This window comes from Microbacterium sp. NPDC055312 (assembly GCF_053645675.1).
In genome coordinates, this window is the sequence record NZ_JBSHMU010000006.1 from 21,730 (window position 1) to 42,027 (window position 20,298).

The 20,298-nt window shown below is 70.3% G+C and carries 24 protein-coding genes; 13 read left to right on the forward strand and 11 right to left on the reverse strand.

Going from position 1 to position 20,298, the window contains the following annotated elements; all coding sequences use genetic code 11:
* The first annotated feature begins 57 nt into the window (after positions 1–57).
* Both ACWIDW_RS12875 and ACWIDW_RS12880 read left to right on the forward strand, forming a co-directional pair.
* Complete coding sequence (locus tag ACWIDW_RS12875) at positions 58–282, forward strand: DUF3107 domain-containing protein (protein WP_101187211.1); 225 nt, start codon at positions 58–60, stop codon at positions 280–282.
* A 1-nt stretch (position 283) separates the two neighbouring features.
* Positions 284–571, forward strand: a complete 288-nt coding sequence (locus tag ACWIDW_RS12880; RefSeq protein WP_454125717.1) for a hypothetical protein — start codon at positions 284–286, stop codon at positions 569–571.
* Between the two features lie 37 nt (positions 572–608).
* Here the strand turns inward: ACWIDW_RS12880 and ACWIDW_RS12885 are convergent, their stop codons facing one another.
* Positions 609–1,319 (reverse strand): ferritin-like fold-containing protein, encoded by a 711-nt coding sequence (locus tag ACWIDW_RS12885; protein WP_454125718.1) that lies wholly within the window; start codon positions 1,317–1,319, stop codon positions 609–611.
* Positions 1,320–1,481: 162 nt separating this feature from the next.
* Here ACWIDW_RS12885 and ACWIDW_RS12890 point away from each other — a divergent pair, with 162 nt between their 5' ends.
* The gene (locus ACWIDW_RS12890; protein WP_454125719.1) at positions 1,482–3,002 is read left to right on the forward strand and encodes a DEAD/DEAH box helicase; all 1,521 of its coding nucleotides are present in this window, start codon (positions 1,482–1,484) and stop codon (positions 3,000–3,002) included.
* A gap of 72 nt (positions 3,003–3,074) precedes the next feature.
* On the opposite strand, the gene ACWIDW_RS12895 is transcribed toward ACWIDW_RS12890, so the two are convergent.
* Complete coding sequence (locus ACWIDW_RS12895; RefSeq protein WP_454125720.1) at positions 3,075–3,953, reverse strand: PHP domain-containing protein; 879 nt, start codon at positions 3,951–3,953, stop codon at positions 3,075–3,077.
* A 54-nt stretch (positions 3,954–4,007) separates the two neighbouring features.
* On the opposite strand from ACWIDW_RS12895, the gene ACWIDW_RS12900 reads away from it, so the two are divergent.
* From ACWIDW_RS12900 to ACWIDW_RS12915, 4 genes are all read left to right on the forward strand, one after another.
* Positions 4,008–5,030 carry an endonuclease/exonuclease/phosphatase family protein gene (locus tag ACWIDW_RS12900; protein ID WP_454125721.1) on the forward strand — a complete coding sequence of 341 codons (1,023 nt, stop codon included), beginning with the start codon at positions 4,008–4,010 and terminating at the stop codon, positions 5,028–5,030.
* Between the two features lie 119 nt (positions 5,031–5,149).
* Complete coding sequence (locus ACWIDW_RS12905; protein WP_454125722.1) at positions 5,150–6,649, forward strand: S8 family peptidase; 1,500 nt, start codon at positions 5,150–5,152, stop codon at positions 6,647–6,649.
* An 87-nt stretch (positions 6,650–6,736) separates the two neighbouring features.
* Complete coding sequence (locus ACWIDW_RS12910) at positions 6,737–8,155, forward strand: aminopeptidase P family protein (protein ID WP_454125723.1); 1,419 nt, start codon at positions 6,737–6,739, stop codon at positions 8,153–8,155.
* Positions 8,131–8,355 carry a hypothetical protein gene (locus tag ACWIDW_RS12915; RefSeq protein WP_454125724.1) on the forward strand — a complete coding sequence of 75 codons (225 nt, stop codon included), beginning with the start codon at positions 8,131–8,133 and terminating at the stop codon, positions 8,353–8,355. The genes ACWIDW_RS12910 and ACWIDW_RS12915 overlap by 25 nt, the downstream gene beginning before the upstream one ends.
* A 143-nt stretch (positions 8,356–8,498) precedes the next feature.
* Here the strand turns inward: ACWIDW_RS12915 and ACWIDW_RS12920 are convergent, their stop codons facing one another.
* Positions 8,499–9,101, reverse strand: coding sequence for a helix-turn-helix transcriptional regulator (locus ACWIDW_RS12920; protein ID WP_454125725.1), 603 nt, complete (start codon positions 9,099–9,101; stop codon positions 8,499–8,501).
* Between the two features lie 46 nt (positions 9,102–9,147).
* On the opposite strand from ACWIDW_RS12920, the gene ACWIDW_RS12925 reads away from it, so the two are divergent.
* On the forward strand, positions 9,148–9,825 hold the full coding sequence (locus tag ACWIDW_RS12925) for an alpha/beta fold hydrolase (RefSeq protein WP_454125813.1): 678 nt from the start codon (positions 9,148–9,150) through the stop codon (positions 9,823–9,825).
* Between the two features lie 300 nt (positions 9,826–10,125).
* Here ACWIDW_RS12925 and ACWIDW_RS12930 read toward each other — a convergent pair whose 3' ends face one another.
* Genes ACWIDW_RS12930 through ACWIDW_RS12945 form a run of 4 tightly spaced genes read right to left on the reverse strand, consistent with a single transcriptional unit; the run spans position 10,126 to position 12,420 of the window.
* On the reverse strand, positions 10,126–10,272 hold the full coding sequence (locus tag ACWIDW_RS12930) for a hypothetical protein (protein ID WP_454125726.1): 147 nt from the start codon (positions 10,270–10,272) through the stop codon (positions 10,126–10,128).
* Positions 10,269–10,946, reverse strand: a complete 678-nt coding sequence (locus ACWIDW_RS12935) for an alpha/beta hydrolase family protein (protein ID WP_454125727.1) — start codon at positions 10,944–10,946, stop codon at positions 10,269–10,271. Before ACWIDW_RS12935 ends, ACWIDW_RS12930 begins: the two co-directional genes overlap by 4 nt.
* The gene (locus ACWIDW_RS12940; protein WP_454125728.1) at positions 10,946–11,353 is read right to left on the reverse strand and encodes a hypothetical protein; all 408 of its coding nucleotides are present in this window, start codon (positions 11,351–11,353) and stop codon (positions 10,946–10,948) included. Before ACWIDW_RS12940 ends, ACWIDW_RS12935 begins: the two co-directional genes overlap by 1 nt.
* Positions 11,350–12,420, reverse strand: a complete 1,071-nt coding sequence (locus ACWIDW_RS12945; RefSeq protein WP_454125729.1) for a general stress protein — start codon at positions 12,418–12,420, stop codon at positions 11,350–11,352. Before ACWIDW_RS12945 ends, ACWIDW_RS12940 begins: the two co-directional genes overlap by 4 nt.
* Before the next feature lie 76 nt (positions 12,421–12,496).
* Between ACWIDW_RS12945 and ACWIDW_RS12950 the strand changes: the two genes are divergently transcribed.
* The 3 genes from ACWIDW_RS12950 to ACWIDW_RS12960 are packed head-to-tail and all read left to right on the forward strand — an operon-like array spanning position 12,497 to position 15,394.
* On the forward strand, positions 12,497–13,756 hold the full coding sequence (locus ACWIDW_RS12950; protein ID WP_454125730.1) for a magnesium transporter MgtE N-terminal domain-containing protein: 1,260 nt from the start codon (positions 12,497–12,499) through the stop codon (positions 13,754–13,756).
* A complete protein-coding gene (locus tag ACWIDW_RS12955; RefSeq protein WP_454125731.1) occupies positions 13,756–14,286 on the forward strand; it encodes a DUF1003 domain-containing protein in 531 nt (176 codons plus the stop codon). Before ACWIDW_RS12950 ends, ACWIDW_RS12955 begins: the two co-directional genes overlap by 1 nt.
* A complete protein-coding gene (locus ACWIDW_RS12960) occupies positions 14,273–15,394 on the forward strand; it encodes an Mrp/NBP35 family ATP-binding protein (RefSeq protein WP_454125732.1) in 1,122 nt (373 codons plus the stop codon). The genes ACWIDW_RS12955 and ACWIDW_RS12960 overlap by 14 nt, the downstream gene beginning before the upstream one ends.
* Positions 15,395–15,400: 6 nt before the next feature.
* On the opposite strand, the gene ACWIDW_RS12965 is transcribed toward ACWIDW_RS12960, so the two are convergent.
* Positions 15,401–15,790: a Sec-independent protein translocase TatB gene (locus ACWIDW_RS12965; protein WP_454125733.1), complete on the reverse strand. Its 390-nt coding sequence runs from the start codon at positions 15,788–15,790 to the stop codon at positions 15,401–15,403.
* Between the two features lie 86 nt (positions 15,791–15,876).
* Here ACWIDW_RS12965 and ACWIDW_RS12970 point away from each other — a divergent pair, with 86 nt between their 5' ends.
* The gene (locus ACWIDW_RS12970; protein WP_454125734.1) at positions 15,877–16,509 is read left to right on the forward strand and encodes an O-methyltransferase; all 633 of its coding nucleotides are present in this window, start codon (positions 15,877–15,879) and stop codon (positions 16,507–16,509) included.
* A 64-nt stretch (positions 16,510–16,573) separates the two neighbouring features.
* Here the strand turns inward: ACWIDW_RS12970 and ACWIDW_RS12975 are convergent, their stop codons facing one another.
* From ACWIDW_RS12975 to dapE, 3 genes are all read right to left on the reverse strand, one after another.
* Positions 16,574–16,744, reverse strand: coding sequence for a DUF3117 domain-containing protein (locus ACWIDW_RS12975; RefSeq protein WP_071644972.1), 171 nt, complete (start codon positions 16,742–16,744; stop codon positions 16,574–16,576).
* An 80-nt stretch (positions 16,745–16,824) separates the two neighbouring features.
* Complete coding sequence (locus ACWIDW_RS12980) at positions 16,825–18,039, reverse strand: hypothetical protein (protein ID WP_454125735.1); 1,215 nt, start codon at positions 18,037–18,039, stop codon at positions 16,825–16,827.
* Positions 18,021–19,094, reverse strand: coding sequence for a succinyl-diaminopimelate desuccinylase (dapE, locus tag ACWIDW_RS12985; protein ID WP_454125736.1), 1,074 nt, complete (start codon positions 19,092–19,094; stop codon positions 18,021–18,023). Before dapE ends, ACWIDW_RS12980 begins: the two co-directional genes overlap by 19 nt.
* A 65-nt stretch (positions 19,095–19,159) precedes the next feature.
* Here dapE and dapD point away from each other — a divergent pair, with 65 nt between their 5' ends.
* The gene (dapD, locus tag ACWIDW_RS12990) at positions 19,160–20,113 is read left to right on the forward strand and encodes a 2,3,4,5-tetrahydropyridine-2,6-dicarboxylate N-succinyltransferase (protein WP_454125737.1); all 954 of its coding nucleotides are present in this window, start codon (positions 19,160–19,162) and stop codon (positions 20,111–20,113) included.
* The last annotated feature ends 185 nt before the right edge of the window (positions 20,114–20,298 follow it).

Below are 20,298 nucleotides of genomic sequence, written 5' to 3' on the forward strand. Positions count from 1 at the left end.
CCCGCCGTCGGGCCAGCCGGTAGAGTTGCCGGTGTTCGCCCAACCTGAGGAGATCGCGTGGAAATCCGCATCGGCATCATCAACACCGGTCGTGAGCTGAGCTTCGACACCTCCAGCACCGCTGACGAGGTGCGCGCTCAGGTGGTCTCTGCTCTCGAGCAGAACGCCAGCCACATCAGCCTCACCGATGCCAAGGGCAGCTCGTACATCGTGCCGACCGCGAACCTCGCCTACATCGAGCTGGGCACCGAGGAGACCCGCCGGGTCGGCTTCTTCGCCTGACATGTACATCCTGCTCGCGCTGATCGCGGCGTGCTCGCTGGGCGTCGCCCTGCACTTCCTCCTGCCGCAGCGTCCGCTGCGCGGCGTGGCCGTCACACCGGCCGTCACGACCGCGACGACCGCAGCGGTCTACACCATCATGCAGTGGGCGGGCGTCGGCGAGGGCGACGTGTGGCTCTGGGTCATGAGCATCGGCGCGGGCCTCGCGCTGGCCACGGCGGCCACTCTCGTCCTCACGTCGCAGCGCACCCGCCGCGACGCGCTCGAGAAGCAGGCGCTCGGCATCTGACGCGATTCCGCGCCGGATGCCCGGGCGGACCCGGATGCTACGAGGCGAGCCCCATGGCATCCATCCGCCTGGCGTGCGCGCCCATCAGCTCGGTGTACACCGGCTCGATGCGCTGATCGTCGGCGACCAGCCGATCGGGACGCAGCGCGTCGCGGCACACCAGCAGGGTGTCGCCGACGAGACGGCGCCCCCACATCGACAGCAGCGAGCGCCACTCGTCGTCGCTCTCGATCGTCTGCTGGATGATCGACACGATCTCCTCGCCGCGGTCATCCTCACGGAGGATCGCCGCGACCCGTGCTCCGGTCTCGCCGTAGCTGCCGGCCAGCGCCAGATAGAAATCGTCGAGCATCCCGGCGGTGAGGTACACCGCGAGCAGCGTCTCCTCCTGCCGCTCGCCGATGGTCTTGCGTCGGAACTCGTCGAGGTTCTCGCGGAACGGCAGCATGATCTGCGTCGGGTCGTCGCCGCGCTCGGCGATCACCTGCACGATCCCGCGGTGCTTGTCGAGAGCGGCACCGGCGGCGCGCGACAGCGCCTCCTTGCGGGCCAGCTCCTGGGTGCCCCGGATGCCGCGGCTGAGCGTCTCGAAGTACCCGAGCTGCAGGTAGGCGGCCTGCCCGAGGAAGCGGTTCAGCTCGGGGGCGAGCTCGGCGAAGTCGACCCGGGTGGTGCCGCTCGTCTCGCCTCGGCCGCGCAGCTTCAGCGTCCGCCGCTGGGGCGTGCGCTTCCAGAACCAGTTGACCACCCGCCCAGACTACTGGGCGAACGGCGCTCCTCCGGTAGGCTTGTCCCGTCCTGCCATCGGAGCAGGGCCCCGCGCCTGTGGCTGCACTGAGACGGCGTGGATCCGTTACGAGGCGCCCGCGTGGCACACTCCGCGCTCGCGCCGGACAGGCAAGAGAACACTGTGACTTCATTCGCTGATCTGGGAATCGATCAGGACATCATCGACGCGCTGGCCGCGAAGGGGATCGTCGACGCATTCCCAATCCAGGAGCAGACCATCCCGCTGGGCCTTCCCGGGCAGGACATCATCGGTCAGGCCAAGACCGGCACCGGCAAGACCTTCGGCTTCGGCATCCCCGTGGTGCAGCGCCTGGGCAAGGATCCGGAGCACGGCGTCAAGGCGCTCATCGTCGTGCCCACCCGCGAGCTGGCCGTGCAGGTGTACGAAGACATCGACCTGCTCACCTCGAACCGCTCCACCAGCGTGGTCGCGATCTACGGCGGCAAGGCCTACGAGGGTCAGATCGATCAGCTGAAGGCCGGCGCGCAGATCGTCGTCGGCACCCCCGGACGCCTCATCGACCTCGCCAACCAGCGGCTGCTCGACCTGTCGAACGCGACCGAGGTCGTGCTCGACGAGGCCGACAAGATGCTCGATCTCGGCTTCCTCGCCGACATCGAGAAGATCTTCTCGAAGGTGCCGCCCGTGCGGCACACCCAGCTGTTCTCGGCGACCATGCCGGGCCCGATCGTGGCGCTCGCGCGCCGGTTCATGTCGAACCCGATCCACATCCGTGCCACCGATCCCGACGAGGGCCTGACACAGGCGAACATCAAGCACATCGTCTACCGGGCGCACTCGCTCGACAAGGATGAGATCATCGCCCGGATCCTCCAGGCGGAGGGGCGCGGCAAGACGGTCATCTTCACCCGCACCAAGCGCGCCGCGCAGAAGCTCGTCGACGAGCTGAGCGACCGCGGCTTCAACGTCGGCGGCGTGCACGGCGACATGGGCCAGGAGCAGCGCGAGCGCTCGATGGCCGCCTTCAAGGCCGGCAAGCGCGATGTGCTCGTCGCCACCGACGTCGCCGCCCGCGGGATCGACGTCGACGACGTCACGCACGTGATCAACCACACGATCCCCGACGAGGACAAGACGTACCTGCACCGCGCCGGCCGCACCGGCCGCGCGGGCAAGACGGGCATCGCCGTCACCTTCGTCGACTGGGACGACCTGCACAAGTGGGCGCTGATCAACCGTGCTCTCGAATTCGGGCAGCCGGAGCCCGTCGAGACGTACTCGTCGAGCCCGCACCTCTACACCGATCTCGACATCCCGGAGGGCACCAAGGGCCGTCTGGTGACGGCTCCGAAGGCCGAGAAGCCGGCGTCGGAGCGTCGTCAGCGTCAGCCGCAGAAGGCCGCGGAGGCCGCCGCGGAGGCGACCGATGACGGCACGACCAAGCGCCGCCGGCGCCGCCGCCGCGGCTCGGGCGGCGACCAGGTCGGCTCGACCTTCAACGAGGGCACCGAGGGTGCCGAGCCGCAGGCATCCGGATCCCCTTCCTCCCCCGAACGCGAGGCCGACGGCGCGGGCACGCACGACGGCGACGCGACCAGCGAGCACCGCGACGGCAAGCCCGCTCCGCAGCGCCGTCGGCGCCGTCGCCGCTCGGGCGGTGCGGCACCGGCCGGCGCCTGACACACGCTCTGCTCATCGAGGCCTCTCCTGCTCGGCAGGAGGGGCCTCGGTCCTGTGCGGGACGGATGCGCGCTACGGGTAGGTCGGCTCGCTGCCGCTCGCGCGGGCGATGATGCGGGCGACCATCTCGTCGGAGGTGGTGTTCTCGCCCGGACGGTTCGGCTTGCCGGCCATGCCGTGGTAGTCGCTGGAGCCGGTGACGATGAGGTCGTGCTCCGACGCGAGCCGGCGCAGCTCCCTCTTGCCCGGCTCGGTGTTCTCACGGTGGTCGATCTCGAAACCGGCCAGCCCCGCGGCGATCAGCCTCTCGAGGAACGGCACCGGCAGCATCCGATCCCTTCCCATCGTGACCGGGTGGGCGATGACCGCCACTCCGCCCGCCCCGGTGATCAGGCGCACGGCGGTCAGCGGATCGGGCGCGTAGTGCGGCTCGTAGTAGCCGCTGCGCGGATGCAGGATCCCTTCGAACGCCTCGGTGCGATCGACGACGAGGCCGCGGGCGATGAGCGCGTCCGCGATGTGCGGTCGGCCGACCGTGGCATCCGCCGTCGTCTGCTCGAGCACGTCGTCCCAGCGCAGGTCGTAGTCGCGGGCGATGCTGCGGACGATCCGCTCGGCCCGGCCCACCCGATCGGCGCGGATCCGCTCGGCCTCCTCGGCGAGCGCAGGGTCGGTAGGATCGAAGAGGTAGCCGAGCACATGCACGCTGCGCCAGTCGTGCCGTGCCGAGAACTCCATGCCAGGCAGGAACGTCATCCCCCGCTCGGACGCCGCCTCGGCCGCCTCGGCCCAGCCTGTGGTGCGGTCGTGGTCGGTGAGCGCGAGCGTCCGGATGCCGTGCGCGTGCGCCTGGCGCACCACCTCGGTCGGCGACTCGGTGCCGTCGGAATGGTTGGAGTGCAGGTGCAGATCACTCGGCCCCGAGAAGCGGAAGGGGGCGCCTGAGGTCATGATCCGAGCGTACCGCCAGGGTCGTCACAGCCGGCTCCCCTAGGCTTTCGGGCGATGCTACGTCTGATCGGGATCCTTCTTTCGGCGCTGTTCGCCATGGCGACGGCGGTGCTCGTCTGGCCGCAGTTCTTCCGGCTCGAGCTGACCTTCCCCATCACTCAGATCATCGCCTCCCGGGCGGCCCTCGTCGGCGTCTTCCTGCTCGTCGCGCTGGTCGCCGCGCTGCTGCTCTTCGCGAGGCCGCTGCGGGGCTTCGCGGCGTCGATCCTGATCATCGCCCTGCTCGGCGCGGGGGCCAACGGCGTGGTGGGGGCGATGCGCGGCTTCGGGTCGGACGCGCTGCCGCAGAAGACGGACGAGTCGGTGCGGGTGCTGTCGTGGAACACCGCGGGCGCCGCCGTGTCGGCGGACACGATCGCGGGAGTCATCGCCGACCAGCAGATCGATGTCGTCTCACTGCCCGAGACGTCGGAGGAGGTCGGCGAGCAGATCGCCATCACGATGCGCGACGCCGGCCGCCCGATGTGGGTGCATCACGTCAACATCCACCCCGACGTGCCCGACGGACCGCAGGCCTGGCAGACGACGATCCTGATCTCGGCCGACCTCGGCGAGTACTCGGTGATCGACTCGTCGCGCGACGGGTCGAGCAACACCGGCTCGGTGCCGAGCGCCGTGGCGATGCCCGTCGACGGCACGGGCCCCACCATCGTCGCCGTGCACGCGGTGGCACCCCGCCAGAACGCCATGCCGCAGTGGCGGTCGGATCTCGAGTGGATCGCCGACCAGTGCCCCGAGGGCGAGTTCATCCTCGCCGGCGACTTCAATGCGACCCTCGACCACATGGCCTCGTTCGGCGTCGACGGCGGCACGATGGGACGCTGCGCGGATGCCGCGGCGAGCACGGGCAACGGCATGATCGGCACATGGCCGGCCGCCCTTCCGCGCCTGGCCGGCGCGCCGATCGACCACATCATGTCGAGCCCGGAATGGAAAGCGAGCGGCACTCTCGTGCTCGAGGATTCGGGTGGCAGCGACCACCGGGCGCTGGTCGCCCAGCTGGAGCCTGCCCGCTGAGCGAGTCTGAGAGTCGTCTTGGCGAGATCATTGAATCTGCCGTGAGCGGACGCTAGAAAGGTCGGGAGGTCCCCACCCCTCCCGGCTCACAGCCGGTCTTCCGAAGATGAAAGGCCGTCATGACTCCCCAATCCAGACGCCGAACACTGCGCAGCATCGTCGGCACCGCCGCCGTGCTGGGACTCGTCCTCGCGGGCGGACTCAGCGCGAACGCTGCCACCTCCGAGCCCTCGACCCCGGTGCCGATCCTGCCGCCGGACGGCACCGTCATGAGCTACGTCGTCAACATCGGCCAGGCGAATCCCGGTCAGACCCGCAAGGCCGAGAAGGCGGTCGTCGCCGCCGGCGGCGTGGTCGTGCAGAGCTGGCCGCAGATCGGCGTGATCGTCGCGCAGTCCGACCGTGCGGCGTTCCGCGATGCCGTCAGGGTCACCGGCAAGAACGTCGTCGCATCGGTCGGCGCCACGCGCACCGCCGAGGTGAAGGACAAGGTCACCGGTCCCGGCGTACCGTGGGGTCCCGGATCGTCCGGCTGGAACCAGGGCAAGAACAAGCCGGTCAACGGAGACGAGCCGTCGACGCCGATCCCCGGTTCGGGTGACGAGCAGTACACCTCGCTGCAGTGGGACATGCGGATGATCCAGTCCGACCAGGCCAACCTCGTCACCGACGGCAGCCGCAACGTGCTCGTCGGCGTCCTCGACTCGGGAATCGACCCGAACCATGTCGACCTCAAGGCGAACATCGACGTCGCCAACTCGGTCAACTGCACGGTCGGCGGTCGCCCCGACCAGTCCGCGACGGGCTGGTATCCGACCACGTCCGACCACGGCACGCATGTCGCCGGCACGATCGCCGCGGCACGCAACGGCGTCGGCATCGTCGGCGTCGCACCCAACGTGCGCCTGGCGTCGGTGAAGGTCGTCAACGATGACGGATACATCTACCCCGAGTACGCCATCTGCGGTTTCATGTGGGCCGCGCAGCAGGGCATGGACGTCACCAACAACAGCTACTACGTCGACCCGTTCGAGTTCTGGTGCGCTGACCAGGCCGATCAGGGCGCTGTCCAGGAGGCCGTCCGGCGTGCGGTGAACTGGTCGGCCGACAAGGGTGTCGTCAGCGCCGCGGCGGCCGGCAACTCCGCGCTCGATCTGAGCACCAACACGGTCGACAACGGCAGCCCGAACGACGCACCGCAGCCGGTGGCGCGCACGATCAACTCGGGATGCCTCGACCTGCCGGCCCAGCTTCCGGGTGTGGTGACCGTGTCGTCGATCACCGAGTCAGGCCAGCTGTCGTCGTTCTCGAACCGCGGCCTCGGGCAGATCGACGTCGCGGCCCCCGGCTCGCGCATCGCGTCGACTGTCCCCGGCGGCTGGGCGTACAAGAGCGGCACGTCGATGGCTTCGCCCCACGTCGCCGGAGTGCTCGCACTGATGAAGTCGGTGCACCCCGAGCTGACCCCCGCGCAGATGGTCGACAAGCTGCGCGCAGACGCGACGGCCACCCCGTGTTCGCCGCCGCAGAGCAACAGGGGCGCGGCCTGCGTGGGCACGACCGAACTGAACAGCTACTACGGCTACGGCATCGTCGACGCGCTGAAGGCCGTGCAGTGATCTGACCGTCTCGTGACGGCCGAGAACCCCGGGTGATCATCACGATCGCCCGGGGTTCTCGGCGATCAGGAGTGAGAGGATGGATGCATGACCAGCGCAGAGACTGACGCCGCCGTCGAGACCCCCGCCGAGGCTGTCGCAGCGGAGAAGAACCCCCGCAAGCAGCCGTTCCCCCGAGGATTCCTGGACACCATCTCGACCGGATGGGCCGATCGCCCCGAATCCATGCCCGCGCCGCGCGCCCAGGCGCCGTACGCCGCCGCCCGCCGAGCGAAGGTCTCGGCTGCCTTCCCCGGCAAGCGCCTCGTCGTGCCGGCCGGCTCGTTCAAGCAGCGCAGCAACGACACCGACTACCCGTTCCGCGCGCACTCGGCGTTCGTGCACCTGACCGGGTGGGCGAACGAGTCCGAGCCCGATTCGCTGCTCGTCTTCGAGCCGACCGAGAACGGCCACGACATCACCCTCTACTTCCGCGAGCGCGCCGACCGCACCACCAGCGAGTTCTACTCGGATGCCACGATCGGCGAGTTCTGGATCGGGCCGCGCCCGTCGCTCGCCGGCGTCGCGGCGGACCTCGATGTCGCGACCGCGCACGTGGACGCGTTCGTCGCCGGAGACGACGACCTGGTCGTCGACGCCGACGAGGAGCTCACCCGCTTCGTCTCCGAGCTGCGCCTCGTGAAGGACGAGTACGAGATCGCCGAGATGCGCCATGCGGTCGCGGTCACGGCATCCGGATTCGACGACATCATCCGCGACTTCGACCGCGCGATCGCGCACCCGCGCGGGGAGCGGATCGTCGAGGGCGTGTTCCACCAGCGCGCCCGCAGCGACGGGCACTGGGAGGGCTACGACACGATCGCCGCGTCCGGCCACCACGCCTGCTACCTGCACTGGACGCGCAACGACGGTGCGGTCGTGCCGGGCGATCTGATCCTGATCGACGCCGGTGTCGAGGTCGACAGCCAGTACACCGCCGACATCACCCGCACCCTGCCGGTGAACGGAACCTTCTCCGACGTGCAGCGCCGCGTGTACGAGGTCGTGCTCGAGGCCGCGGATGCCGCGTTCGCCGTCGCGAAGCCCGGCGTGCAGTTCCGCGAGGTGCACGAGGCGGCCATGGATGTCATCGCCCGGCGAACCGCCGAATGGGGCCTGCTGCCGGTGACCGCCGACGAGGCGCTCGACGCCGACAAGGGCGGCCAGCACCGCCGGTACATGGTGCACGGCACGTCGCACCACCTCGGCATCGACGTGCACGACTGCGCGCAGGCGCGGCGTGAAATGTACTACGACGGTGTGCTCGAAGAGGGCATGGTCTTCACCATCGAGCCGGGCCTGTACTTCCAGATCGACGACCTGACCGTTCCCGAGGAGCTGCGCGGCATCGGCGTGCGCATCGAGGACGACATCCTGGTGACCGCCGACGGCGCGGAGAACCTGTCGGCCGACATCCCCCGCACGGTCGACGCCGTCGAGGCGTGGATCGCGCGGTTGAAGGGCTGAGCGTGCTGGTCGGGTTCTCGGGAGCGCATCTCCTGATCGTGCTGGTCACCTGGCTGGTCGTGCTCGCGATCGTCGGCGGGGCGCTGTACCTGGTCGTTCGGCTGGCGGTGCTGCACGCGCTGAAGGCGCATACGAGCTGGCTGCGATCGGCTGGTTCGGGTCGGGGCGCGACGCCGACTGCAGGTCCGCCGGGCAGCTGAGGTCGCCGGCGCCGGGTGGCGCGCGCTCGGTCAGCATCCGACTCGACGTCCATCGCGCCATGTTCTCATCCGCAGGCCGAAGCCGGGCGCCCTGCCCCAGAAAGCCGAGCAGACAGTCTCGGCGGGAACGGCTGTACCCCGAGCTAATGGCCGTGACCGTGAACGGGCCGGGCGTTTGCCGGGGGTTCCCCGATTTCCTGGATGGTGTGGCCGCTGCAGGCTGTCCTGGTGACGGTGGCCCGCTCGATGCGCGACACGGCGAACCATCGCATCGCGTCGCGCAGAAGACACCATCCGACCAGATACCACCGGCCGCCCGTCGACGCGAACAGCACGGGTTCGACGTCACGAGCGGTCGTGGCGCCGTCCCGCGACGTGTAGCGGATGTAAAGCACCCTCTGCTCGATCATCGCTTCCTCCAGCGCCGACCGGATGGAGCGCGAGGAAGACGGAAGGGCATTGACCCAGACACGGTGGGCGAGCTCGTCCGCCCGCGATCGGGTTCTGGGGTCGAGGACGTCCATGATCTTGCGGACACCGGCCTTCGCCAGATCGGCGTACGGTGCATCGGGCACGGCGGACACCGCCGCCATGAGCGCCACGGCCTGCGCTGGAGACAAGCTGACGGGAGGCAGCGATCCGCCTTTCGCAAGCCCGTATCCGCCGCCCGGGCCAGGGCGAGACCAGATCGGCGCCCCGCTGTTCTCGAGCGCATCGAGGTCGCGCTTGACCGTGCGCACCGACACCTCGAGCTCTCGCGCCAACCGTTCGGCCGAGACGCCCTGCGCACCGCTGCGATGGGCGTGGGACGAAGTCCTTGAGCACCTCGAGACAGGCCGCACCCACGCCGTGCCGATGACCCTTCCGGGTCTCGACGCAGACGACCCGGCCCGCACGGCAAAGACGATCGACGACCAGGTGGCCGCGATCCGAGCGGTCATCGCCCGGCAGGGCGATCAGCCCGTGGTCCTCGTCGGACATAGCGGAGCCAACGCCCCGATGAGCGTCTTCGTCGACCGGCATCCCGAGCTCGTCGACCGGGTGGTGTGGGTCGATTCCGGTCCCGTGGCGAGCGGCAGTGCCTTCGCCGCCGACTTGCCGGCCGCAGTCGCAGACCTGCCTCTGCCATCATTCGATGACCTCGCCCAGCAGGCGAGCCTTGAAGGCCTGAACGACGAGATGCTGGAGCGCTTCCGGACGAAGGCGGTCCCCGAGCCCGCCCCGGTGCTTCGCCAGTCCGTCGAGCTCACGAACGAGTCCCGCCGCCGCATCCCGACGACACTGGTGTGCTGCTCCATCTCGGGCAAGCAGGTGATGGAGCTGGTCAGGGCCGGCCATCCGATGTTCGTCGAGGTCGCGAACCTCGAGCGTGTCGACGTCGTGGATCTACCCACGGGCCACTGGCCCATGTGGAGCCGCCCCCGGGACCTCGCCGATATCATCGCCTCGGCGGCGTCGACCATCGACTGACTCGCACACGCGAGCCTCCCTGGTCTCGCGAGCCACCGTCCGGCTCTTCGAGGGATCGCGAGCCCCTCGACAGTCGTTACACGTCTGTGACCTTCGAGCGCCCGATTCTGTTCGAATCTGCGTTCGAATGCCGGTGGTCGGGTTCATTCTTGAGTCATGGCCCTCTTCACCGACATCGACGCCTGGGCCGGGATCGACCCGCCGCCCCCACGCTTCCGACCCGCAATCGCCTGACCTGGTGCGACAGAGCATGATTCTGCACCGTCGGCAACGTCGGCAACGTGAGCAACGTGGTGAGCGTCAGGTAGGCGCGCCCGCGGCCCACGACTCGCCGCCCTCCCAGCTCTGCATCCGGACGAAGCCGACCTGCTCGAGCAGCCACGGCCAGCCTGACACCGAGATGCCATCCGCCAGCCACAGCTCGACGTGATGGAACCCGACGCTCACTCTTGCGCCCGCCGCCGCTCGACCTTGTCGATGAACGCCACCACCAGCGGCGCCAGCTCCGCGCCGATGACATCGGCAGGCCGCTTGGCGCCCTTCACCTCGAACGAGTGCCCACCACCGTCGATCCACGTGATCCGGGCATCCCGACACGACGCCACAGCCTCCTCCAGCTGCGACAGCGGCTGCACGAACGGATCATTCGTGCCCTCCACGAACAGCTGCGGCGGACGCACGATGGGCAGGTGCTCGACCCGCGGCTTGTCGGGCCTGCCGGGCGGATGCAGCGGGTATCCGAGATACACGAGCCCATCCACTTCCAGCCCCTCCGCGACGGCCATCGACGCCATCCGGCCGCCGTACGACTTGCCGCACGCCCAGATCGCGGCCTCGGGGCGCTCGGAACGGATCGACGCCACCACGGCTCGCCAGGTGAGCACAGCGTGCGCGGCAGGCCCGGGCATCCGCCGCCCCGCCTCGACGTAGGGGAAGGTGAAGCGCACCGTCGTGAACCCTGCGGCACGAAGAGCCTCGGCGAAACCGATCAGGAACGGGTGATCCATCCCCGCGCCGGCCCCGTGAGCGATCGCGACCACACCGCGGGAAGCTCCGCTCGGCTCCTCCCACGCCGTCGTCACCGTCACCGGTCCCGCCGGCAGCTGCACCGCGACGGCCATCAGACGCTCCGCACGAACGGAAGGCGCACGACCCCACCGCGACGCGCGCGCCGCAGCGCGACGATCACCACGACCAGATGCACGACGCACACGATCCCGTACAGCAGCAGCGGGATGCCCTGCGGCAGAACGCCCGACGCAGCAGCGCTCGGCTGCGTCAGCCGCACGATCCCGAGAGTGAGCTGCACGAGCAGCAGCGCCGTCGACACGATCAGGAACAGGCGGCCCCACGAACGTGCGAGAGCGGCGTTCTGCTTCGCCAGCGGACCCTGGCGCGACAGCGACCCGTAGGCCGCGATCATCCCGCCGCCGGCGGCCAAAGGCCCGAGGAACGGCACCGGAAGCAGCACGAGCAGCCCGAGCGCCCACGCCGAAGCGCCCGTCGCCTGGCCGCTCGAGCCCGTCATCGCGGGTCGGTCGGAGTCGACAGGTCGCTGCCGACGCCGGGCTTCGGCGCAGGCACGGGACCGGCCCCGGGGTCAGCAGGGCCACCCGGCGCGCCGATGCCGGGCTCCGCGCCCGGAAGCGGCGGCTTGGGAGGAACGACCGGGCCGCCGGTCGTACCCGGAGCGGGATCCGGCGCGGGAGCCGGATCGGGCGCAGGACCAGAACCGGGAACGGGATCCGACCCGGGAACAGGATCCGACCCGGGAACAGGATCCGACCCGGGAACAGGATCCGACCCGGGAACAGGATCCGACCCGGGAACAGGATCCGAGCCGGGGACAGGATCAGTGCCCGGAACAGGGCCCGATCCGGGAGCGGCAGGACCCGGGGCGGGCGCAGGATCCGGCGCCGGAGCAGGATCCGCGACGGGCTGCGGCATCGGAGATACCGGGCCCCCCGGCGTCCCGGAACCGGATGCATCCGGCCCCGCCGAACCGCCGCGGCCCGCCGCACCCGCGGAACCACCTTGACCAGCACTCGAGCCACCCTGGCCTGCCGGCGGAACCCGCTCGCCGTACCGCGGCGGCTCGCTGAGGTCGACCGGCGGACGCACCGTCTGCGACCGCTCCGGCCCGACGACGCCCCGCGCCTTGGTCAGCGACGCGGGCTGCACCCGCACCTCGTAGTGGTCGGCGAGCATCTGCGTCATGCTCGCGAAGTCCCGACGGCGACGCACGATCGAGTACGTCACCAGGCTCATGATCATGCCGAGCGCGACACCGATCAGCAGGAAGCCCAGGAAGAGCGAGATCGGAGCATCCGGGGTGCCGAACAGCATGACAGCCGACAGCAGCAGACCGATCAGCACGCCGTTGGTCGCACCCGAGCGCGCCGCAGCCGCGTATCCGAGCTTGCCGGTCACCCGCTCGACCGTGCGCACACCCTCACCGACGATGGCGATGTCACGCGCAGGCACCTCTCCCGCGATCAGCTTCGAGACGATCTTCTGGGCAGCCTCGTAGTCCTTCGTCGAGGCGATCACCTCGCCGAGATCGGTGCCTTTTCCCGGTCGATTCAGCATGCTCATCCGGCCATTGTCCCATCGACCCCTATGCGCCGTCACCCGCCCGGCCGACAGCGCCCTCGCGGACTACGCTTGACGCGTGAGCACACAACGGGTCTTCGTCGCACGACTGGCAGGATGCGCCGTCTTCGACCCCGCCGGCGACCGCCTCGGCAAAGTGCGCGACGTCGTCATCGTGTACCGCAAGACGGCCTCACCGCGGGTCATCGGCCTCGTCGTGGAGATCCCCGGCCGCCGCCACGTCTTCCTCTCGATCGGCCGCGTCACCTCGATCCGCGCCGGCCAGGTCATCACCACCGGCCTCATCAACGTGCGTCGCTTCCAGCCCCGCCCCGGGGAGGTACGCGTGGTCGCCGAGTTCCTCGGCCGCCGGGTCAGCCTCATCGACGGCGGCGCCACGGCCGTGGTCGAAGACGTCGCCATCGAACAGGACCGGCACGGCGAATGGGGAATCACCCAGCTGTTCCTGCGCAAGGCGAAGACCAGCGCCTCGCCGTTCGCCAAGGGCCCGACCACATTCGCCTCGTGGAACGAGGTCGCCGAGCTACGAGAGCCCGGCGAGGCGCAGTCGGCCGAGCAGCTGGTCGCCACCTACTCCGAGCTGCACGCCGCCGACCTCGCCACCACCCTGCTCGACCTGCCCCAGGAGCGACGGATCGAGGTCGCTGAAGAGCTGCCCGACGAACGACTCGCCGACGCGCTCGAGGAGATGCCCGAGAACGACCAGGTCGGCATCCTCGATCGACTGGGCGACGAGCGCGCCGCTGACGTGCTCGACGAGATGGAGCCCGACGACGCCGCCGACCTGCTCGCCCAGCTGCCGCCGGAGCGACTCGAGCACCTGCTCACCCTGATGGACCCGGAAGAGGCCGAGGACGTCCGCAAGCTGCTGCGCTACGGCGCCGACACCGCCGGCGGACTGATGACCCCCGAGCCGATCATCCTGTCGGCCGACGCGACCGTCGCCGAAGCGCTGGCGCTCATCCGTCGCCACGAGCTGCATCCGGCCCTCGCCGCAGCCGTGTTCGTCACGCTGCCGCCGTTCGAGACCCCGACGGGGCGCCTGCTCGGCGTCGTGCACTTCCAGAAGATGCTGCGCTATCCCCCGCACGAGCGGCTCGGCGCGATCCTCGACGAGTCCGTCGAACCGGTCGCCGTCACCGCGTCGGCGGCGGAGGTCGCCCGCATGCTCGCCAGCTACGACCTCGTCTCGCTCCCCGTGATCGACAGCGCGCACCGCCTGGTGGGCGCCATCAGCGTCGATGACGTGCTCGACTACCTGCTGCCCGACGACTGGCGCACCCACGACGCCGACGAGCCGACAGCGGGAATCCGATGATGGCGCGTCCGTCGCGCACCGCGCGCCTCGACACCCCCGGAACCCGGGGAGTCGCGCGGACGCAGGCGCCGTCGCGCGACCGGTTCGGCCGGTTCACCGAGTGGGTCGCCCGCGCGATGGGAACCCCGACCTTCCTCACGATCCTCACCCTGTTCTGCGCACTCTGGATCGGCTACACGATGCTGGCCGAGCAGAACGGGTGGTGGCGCTTCGACTCGGCTGCCCTCGGCTTCACCGCCCTCACACTGATCCTGTCGCTGCAGGCCTCGTACGCCGCTCCCCTCATCCTGCTCGCCCAGAACCGCCAGGACGACCGCGACCGCGTGCAGATCGAGCAGGACCGCCAGCGCGCCGAGCGCAACCTCGCCGACACCGAGTACCTCGCCCGCGAGATCGTCGCGCTGCGGATGGCGCTCGAGGAGCGCTCGAACCAGCAGATCACCCGCGACGCGCTGCGCCAGGAGCTGAAAGCCCTGCTCGCCGACCTGAACGACGAGAGCGCACCGGAGAGCAGTCATGACGCTCGCTGACCGCGTGCGCGCGGCCGTCGCCGCCGTCACCGACCCCGAGCTGCGCCGCCCGATCGGCGACCTCGACATGGTGCGCGACATCGCCGTCGACGGCGCCACGGCGCGGGTCGGGATCGTGCTCACGATCGTCGGATGCCCCGCCGCGCAGCACATCGAGCAGGATGTGCGGGATGCCGCGGCATCCGTGCCCGGCATCGACGAGGTCACCGTCGACGTCGGCGTGATGACCTCCGACGAGCGGCGCGCGCTCACCGAGAAGCTGCGCGCGGGACGCCCCGCCCGGCAGATGCCGTTCGGACCGGACTCGCTGACGCGGGTGATCCTCGTCTCGAGCGGGAAGGGCGGCGTCGGCAAGTCCACCGTCACCGCGAACCTGGCCGTCGCCCTCGCCCGACAGGGCCTCCGGGTCGGGCTGGTGGATGCCGATGTGCACGGCTTCTCGATCCCGGGGCTGCTCGGCATCGCGCCCGGCACGCAGCCCACCCGCATCGACGACCTCATGCTGCCGCCGGTCGCGCACGACGTGAAGACGGTGTCGATCGGCATGTTCCTGCGCGACGGCGAGGCCGTGGTCGCGTGGCGCGGACCGATGCTTCACCGCACCGTGCAGCAGTTCCTCACCGACGTGTTCTTCGGCGACCTCGACGTGCTGCTGATCGACATGCCGCCGGGCACCGGAGACATCGCGATCTCGATCGGCCAGATCCTGCCGCACGCCGAGGTGCTCGTGGTGACCACCCCGCAGCCGGCGGCGGCGGACGTCGCGATCCGCAGCGGGCTCGTCGCCCGGCAGACCGGTCAGCGGGTGATCGGCGTGATCGAGAACATGGCGCCGTTCGCGCTGCCCGACGGCACCGTGCTCGACCTGTTCGGCGAGGGCGGCGGAGCCGAGGTGGCGAGAGCGCTCAGCGCCGACGGCGACGACGTGCCGCTGCTGGCATCCATCCCGCTCAGCCCGGCGCTGCGCCGGGGCGGCGACCACGGGGTGCCGGTGGTTCTCGGGGAGCCCGACGACATCGCGGCACGCGCCATCGTCGATGTCGCGCAGCGGATCGCCCACCGCGGCCGGGGGCTCTCCGGCCGCACGCTTCCGCTGCGGCTCAGCTGAGCGCCGTCAGGTGGCCTCGACGTCGAACGGCGGCGGGGTCTGGCGGGAGAAGTACGTGCGCGTCATGCGCGGCCGCACGGGCGCGACCGGATCGGTGGCGACGGCCGTCGGCGCCGACACCGGCTTCGCCTCGAACTCCGGCTCTTCGAAGAGCGCGTCGCGGATGATCCGGCGCGGGTCGTACTGACGCGGATCGAGCTTGCGCCAGTCGACCTCGTCGATCTCCGGGCCGAGCTCGTCGCGCATCCTGCTTTTCGTGTCGCGGAGGTACTCTCCCGCGCGGCGCACGAACTTCGCGAACGACTCCGCGGCCTTCGGCAGACGCTCGGGGCCGATGATGATGACAGCGATAAGCCCGATCAGCAGCAGCTTGTCGAAGGTCAACCCCAGTTCCATCCCCCCAGGCTACCCGCCGCGCCTCCCGGCGTGATCCGCCGCCGCCGCTTACGCTGGTGAGCACAAGCTTTTCCGAGGAGAGACCCATGAGCGAGCACGACGCGAACGCCCGATTCGCGCGAGAGACGATCGTGGAACCCGCCGCGATCGCACGCGCGCGCGCCCACGCCCTGGAACTCGGAGCCGCCCCGATCAGCGCCGCGGTGGGCGCGCAGAGCGCGGTGCTGGCCGCCGCCAGCGCCGCACGATCGATCCTCGAGATCGGCACCGGCGCCGGAGTCTCCGGCCTGTGGCTGCTGCGCGGAGCGCCGCAGGCGGTGCTGACCACCATCGACAACGAGCGCGAGCACCTGGCAGCCGCTCGCCAGGCGTTCGCCGACGCGCGCATCCCCGCGGTCCGCGGGCGCTTCATCACCGGCCGCGCGGCCGACGTGCTGCCGCGCATGAACGAAGGCGCGTACGACATCGTCTTCATCGACGCCGACGCCGAGAACGTCATCGAGTACGTCGAGCACGGCCTGCGTCTCGTGCGCACCGGCGGCCTCGTGCTCGTGCCGCGCGTGCTGCAGGGCGGCCGCGTCGCCGACCCGGTGCAGCGTGACGCGGTGACCAGCGCCTACCGTTCGCTGGTGCAGGAGACCCAGGAGTCGCAGGCGGTGCTCGCCGCCCTGTCGACCGTCGGCGAGGGGCTGCTGCAGCTCGCCCGCATCGTCGAGTAGACCCCGGCCCGATACAGCAGAGGGGCGGTGGATCCGAAGATCCACCGCCCCTCTCATCGGAAGGTCAGGCGCTCACGACGGCGCCCAGCACGTCGTGAAGCTCCTTCGCCTCTGCGTCGTTCACGGAGACGACCAGACGGCCGCCGCCCTCGAGCGGAACCCGCACGATGATGAGTCGCCCCTCCTTCACGGCCTCCATCGGTCCGTCGCCGGTCCTCGGCTTCATCGCTGCCATCGTGGCACCCTTTCCCTCGGTGGTATGGGTCAAGTTTATCGGTACCCTTCGCCTTCGGCGTTACGCGCGTCACATCCGGGTCACGGGATCTGCCAGAACGTCTGCGCCGAGCCGTACATCGCGAGGATCCAGACCCACTGCAGCAGCAGGCAGACCAGCAGCACCCCCCACCGATACGCCCGCGAGCGCGGCACCGCGAGGGCTCCGGCGAGCGGGGTCAGCGGGAAGAGCAGGCGGAAGGTGCTCGACTGCGGGAAGAACACCGCCAGCAGGTACAGCAGGTAACTCGCACTCCAGAGCCGGATGTCGGGTCCGAGCCGCCGCACGCTGCGCGCACGCAGCAGGGCGTACACCGCGCCGATCACCAGCACCGCGAGGATCGCCCAACCCGCCCATGCTGGCATCCCCCACTGACCGGCCCAGAACTCAGCCCCGCGCACGAAGCCCTCGAAGGGGATGAAATCGCCGGACGCGTCGCTGAGCCAGTTCCGGCGCCACGACAGCTCGGTCTTCAGGTACCCGCCGGGATCGCCCGTGACGATCCCGGTGATCACCGGCCACGAGAAGCCGACCACCGTCGTCAGCGCGCCGAGCGCGACGATGTGCACGATGTCCTTGCCCGGCAGCGGATGCCTGTGACGCGTCACCCACCGCGAGATGCCGTGCAGCCCGAGGAACAGCGCGAACGCCAGTACGCCGGGCCGGGTGAAGCCCATCACCGGGATCACCAGGAACAGCCACCCGTACCGGTGTCGCGACACGAGGTCGAGCGCCACGAGCAGCAGCAGCACGAACAGACTCTCGGCGTACCCGACCTGGAACAGCGCGGCGAGCGGCCCGCTCGCGAAGAACACCACCGCCCACAGCGCCGCGGTCGCCCCGATCCGGGGCCGGAGCAGCCGGAACAGCGCGAGACAGGCGAGATACCCCGACACGAGCGACACCAGCACCGCCCCGGCCGCCCAGTCACCCAGGCCCACCACCCGCGCGAGGTATGCGTACACCGGCATGAACGCCCAGGCGTTCTCGACGACCTCGCCGGTGCCGTTCACCGGCAGCTCGGTCGGATAGCCGAACACCGCGACCGTCCAATACCACTGGGCGTCCCAGCCGACCGCGTAATCGCCCAGCGTCGGCGTCGTACCGAAACGCGATGAGACGCTCGAGCCGACCGCGGCGAGCGCGAAGAGCCCCGTTGTCACCAGCGCCGACAGCAGGTAGATGATCGCGATGCGGGCGGGGACGGGAATGCGCACCCAACCGCGCAGTGCGCCGGTCAGGACGCGGTGAGCCACGCGCGCAGTCCGCGTTCGACGTCCTCGATCTGCTCGACCGGCACGCGCTCCTCATCGTGGTGTGCGAGGTGCGGATCGCCGGGGCCGTAGTTGACGGCGGGAACGCCCATGGCCGAGAACCGCGCGACGTCGGTCCAGCCGTACTTGGCGTGCGCCTCTCCTCCGACGGCGGCGAGGAACTGCTGAGCGATCGGCGCGTCCAGGCCGGGCCGAGCGCCGCCGGCGACATCGAGGACCTCCACCTCGAACCCCGCGAAGGCCGCGCGCACGTGCTCCTCGGCGTCGGCCTCGCTCTTGTTCGGCGCGAAGCGGTAGTTGACCTCGACCTCGCACAGGTCCGGGATGACGTTGCCGGCGACGCCGCCGCGGATGCTGACCGCGTTGAGCCCCTCGCGGTAGCCCAGCCCTTCGACCGTGACCTCGCGGGCCCGGTACTCGGCCAGCCGGGTGAGGATCGGGGCCGCCGCGTGGATCGCGTTCTCGCCGATCCACGAGCGCGCGCTGTGCGCGCGGACACCGTGCACGCGGACGACTGCGCGCAGCGTTCCGTTGCATCCGCCCTCCACGCGCCCGTCGGACGGCTCGCCGAGGATGGCGAAGTCGGCGGCGAAGAGGTCGGGGCGCGCCTGGGCGAGCAGGTTGAGACCGTTCAGCGCGGCGTCCACCTCCTCGTTGTCGTACCACATCCAGGTGATGTCGACCGAGGGGTCGGTGAGCTCGGCTGCCAGCTTGAGCTGCACCGCCACGCCGGCCTTCATGTCGACCGTGCCGCGACCCCACAGGTATCCCGCGCCGTCGATCTCGACGTCGCGGGTGGGCACGTTGCCGTTGATCGGAACGGTGTCGATGTGTCCGGCGATGACCACGCGCTGCGCCCTGCCGAGATCCGTGCGGGCGACGACGGTGTTGCCGTGACGCACCACCTCGAGGTGCGGGTATGCCCGCACCGCCGCCTCGATCTCGTCTGCCAGCAGCGCCTCGCCGCCGGACACGCTCGGGATGTCGCAGATCGTGCGGGTGAGCTCGAGAGAGGATGCAGTCAGATCCAGCGCCATGCGCCCAGCCTAGCCACGCCGACACATCCCACCGCGAATCCGCGTGGCCCCGTACCGTAGAGGGCATGAGCACTGCACGCACGGTCTGGGGCGTCGGCCTGAGCACGATCACGTCCGACGGCACCGTCCTCGACGCCTGGTACCCCGAGCTCGGGCTCGGTGCCCAGGAGCCCGACGATGCCGCAGCGGCGGCATCCGCGTGGGGCGCGTTCGTCGACGACGACGAACGCCGGGGAGTGACGATCGAGTTCGTGCAGCTCGTCGTCGACCTCGACACGCCGGTCGCGTCCACCGCTGACGCGTATCTGCGCCTGCACGCCCTGTCGCACCTGCTGGTGCGTCCCAACGAGCTCAGCCTCGACGGCATCTTCGCGCACCTGCCGACCGTGGCGTGGACCAACGCCGGGCCGATGCATCCGGCCGATGCGGCGGGACTGAGGCCGGTGCTGCAGCGGCACGGCATCCAGGTGCAGGGTCTCGACAAGTTCCCCCGCCTGACCGACTACGTGCAGCCCGCCGGCGTGCGCATCGCCGACGCATCGCGGGTGCGCCTCGGCGCCCACCTCTCCCCCGGCACGACGGTCATGCACGAGGGCTTCGTGAACTTCAACGCCGGCACCCTCGGCGCGTCGATGGTGGAGGGGCGCATCTCGCAGGGCGTCGTGGTCGGCGACGGCAGCGACATCGGCGGCGGCGCATCGATCATGGGCACGCTCTCGGGCGGCGGCCAGCACCGCGTCTCGATCGGCGCGCGCACGCTGCTGGGGGCGAACGCGGGCATCGGGATCTCGCTCGGCGACGACTGCATCGTCGAGGCCGGGCTGTACCTCACCGCGGGAACCAAGGTCGTCGTCGCCGACGCCCCGGCCACGCCGGAGGGCGCGCGGCAGACGATCAAGGCCGCCGAGCTGTCGGGCCGCAGCGGGCTGCTGTTCCGCCGCAACTCGCTGAGCGGCGCGGTCGAGGTCGTGCAGCGCTCGGGCCACGGGGTGACGCTGAACGAGATGCTGCACGCCTGATCACGGTGCACGTTCAGGCCCGCGTCCGCGCCTGCTGTTAGTGTGGGATCCGACGCCCCTCGCGAAGCGAGACGTCTGCGTCGTCGAAATCCTTCCGCACCGGCATCCGGTCGCGGTCACTCGAGCGGCGAAACGATGCGCGATCCCGCGCCGTCGCCCCCTTCCGCAGCCATGCTGCGCCTTCC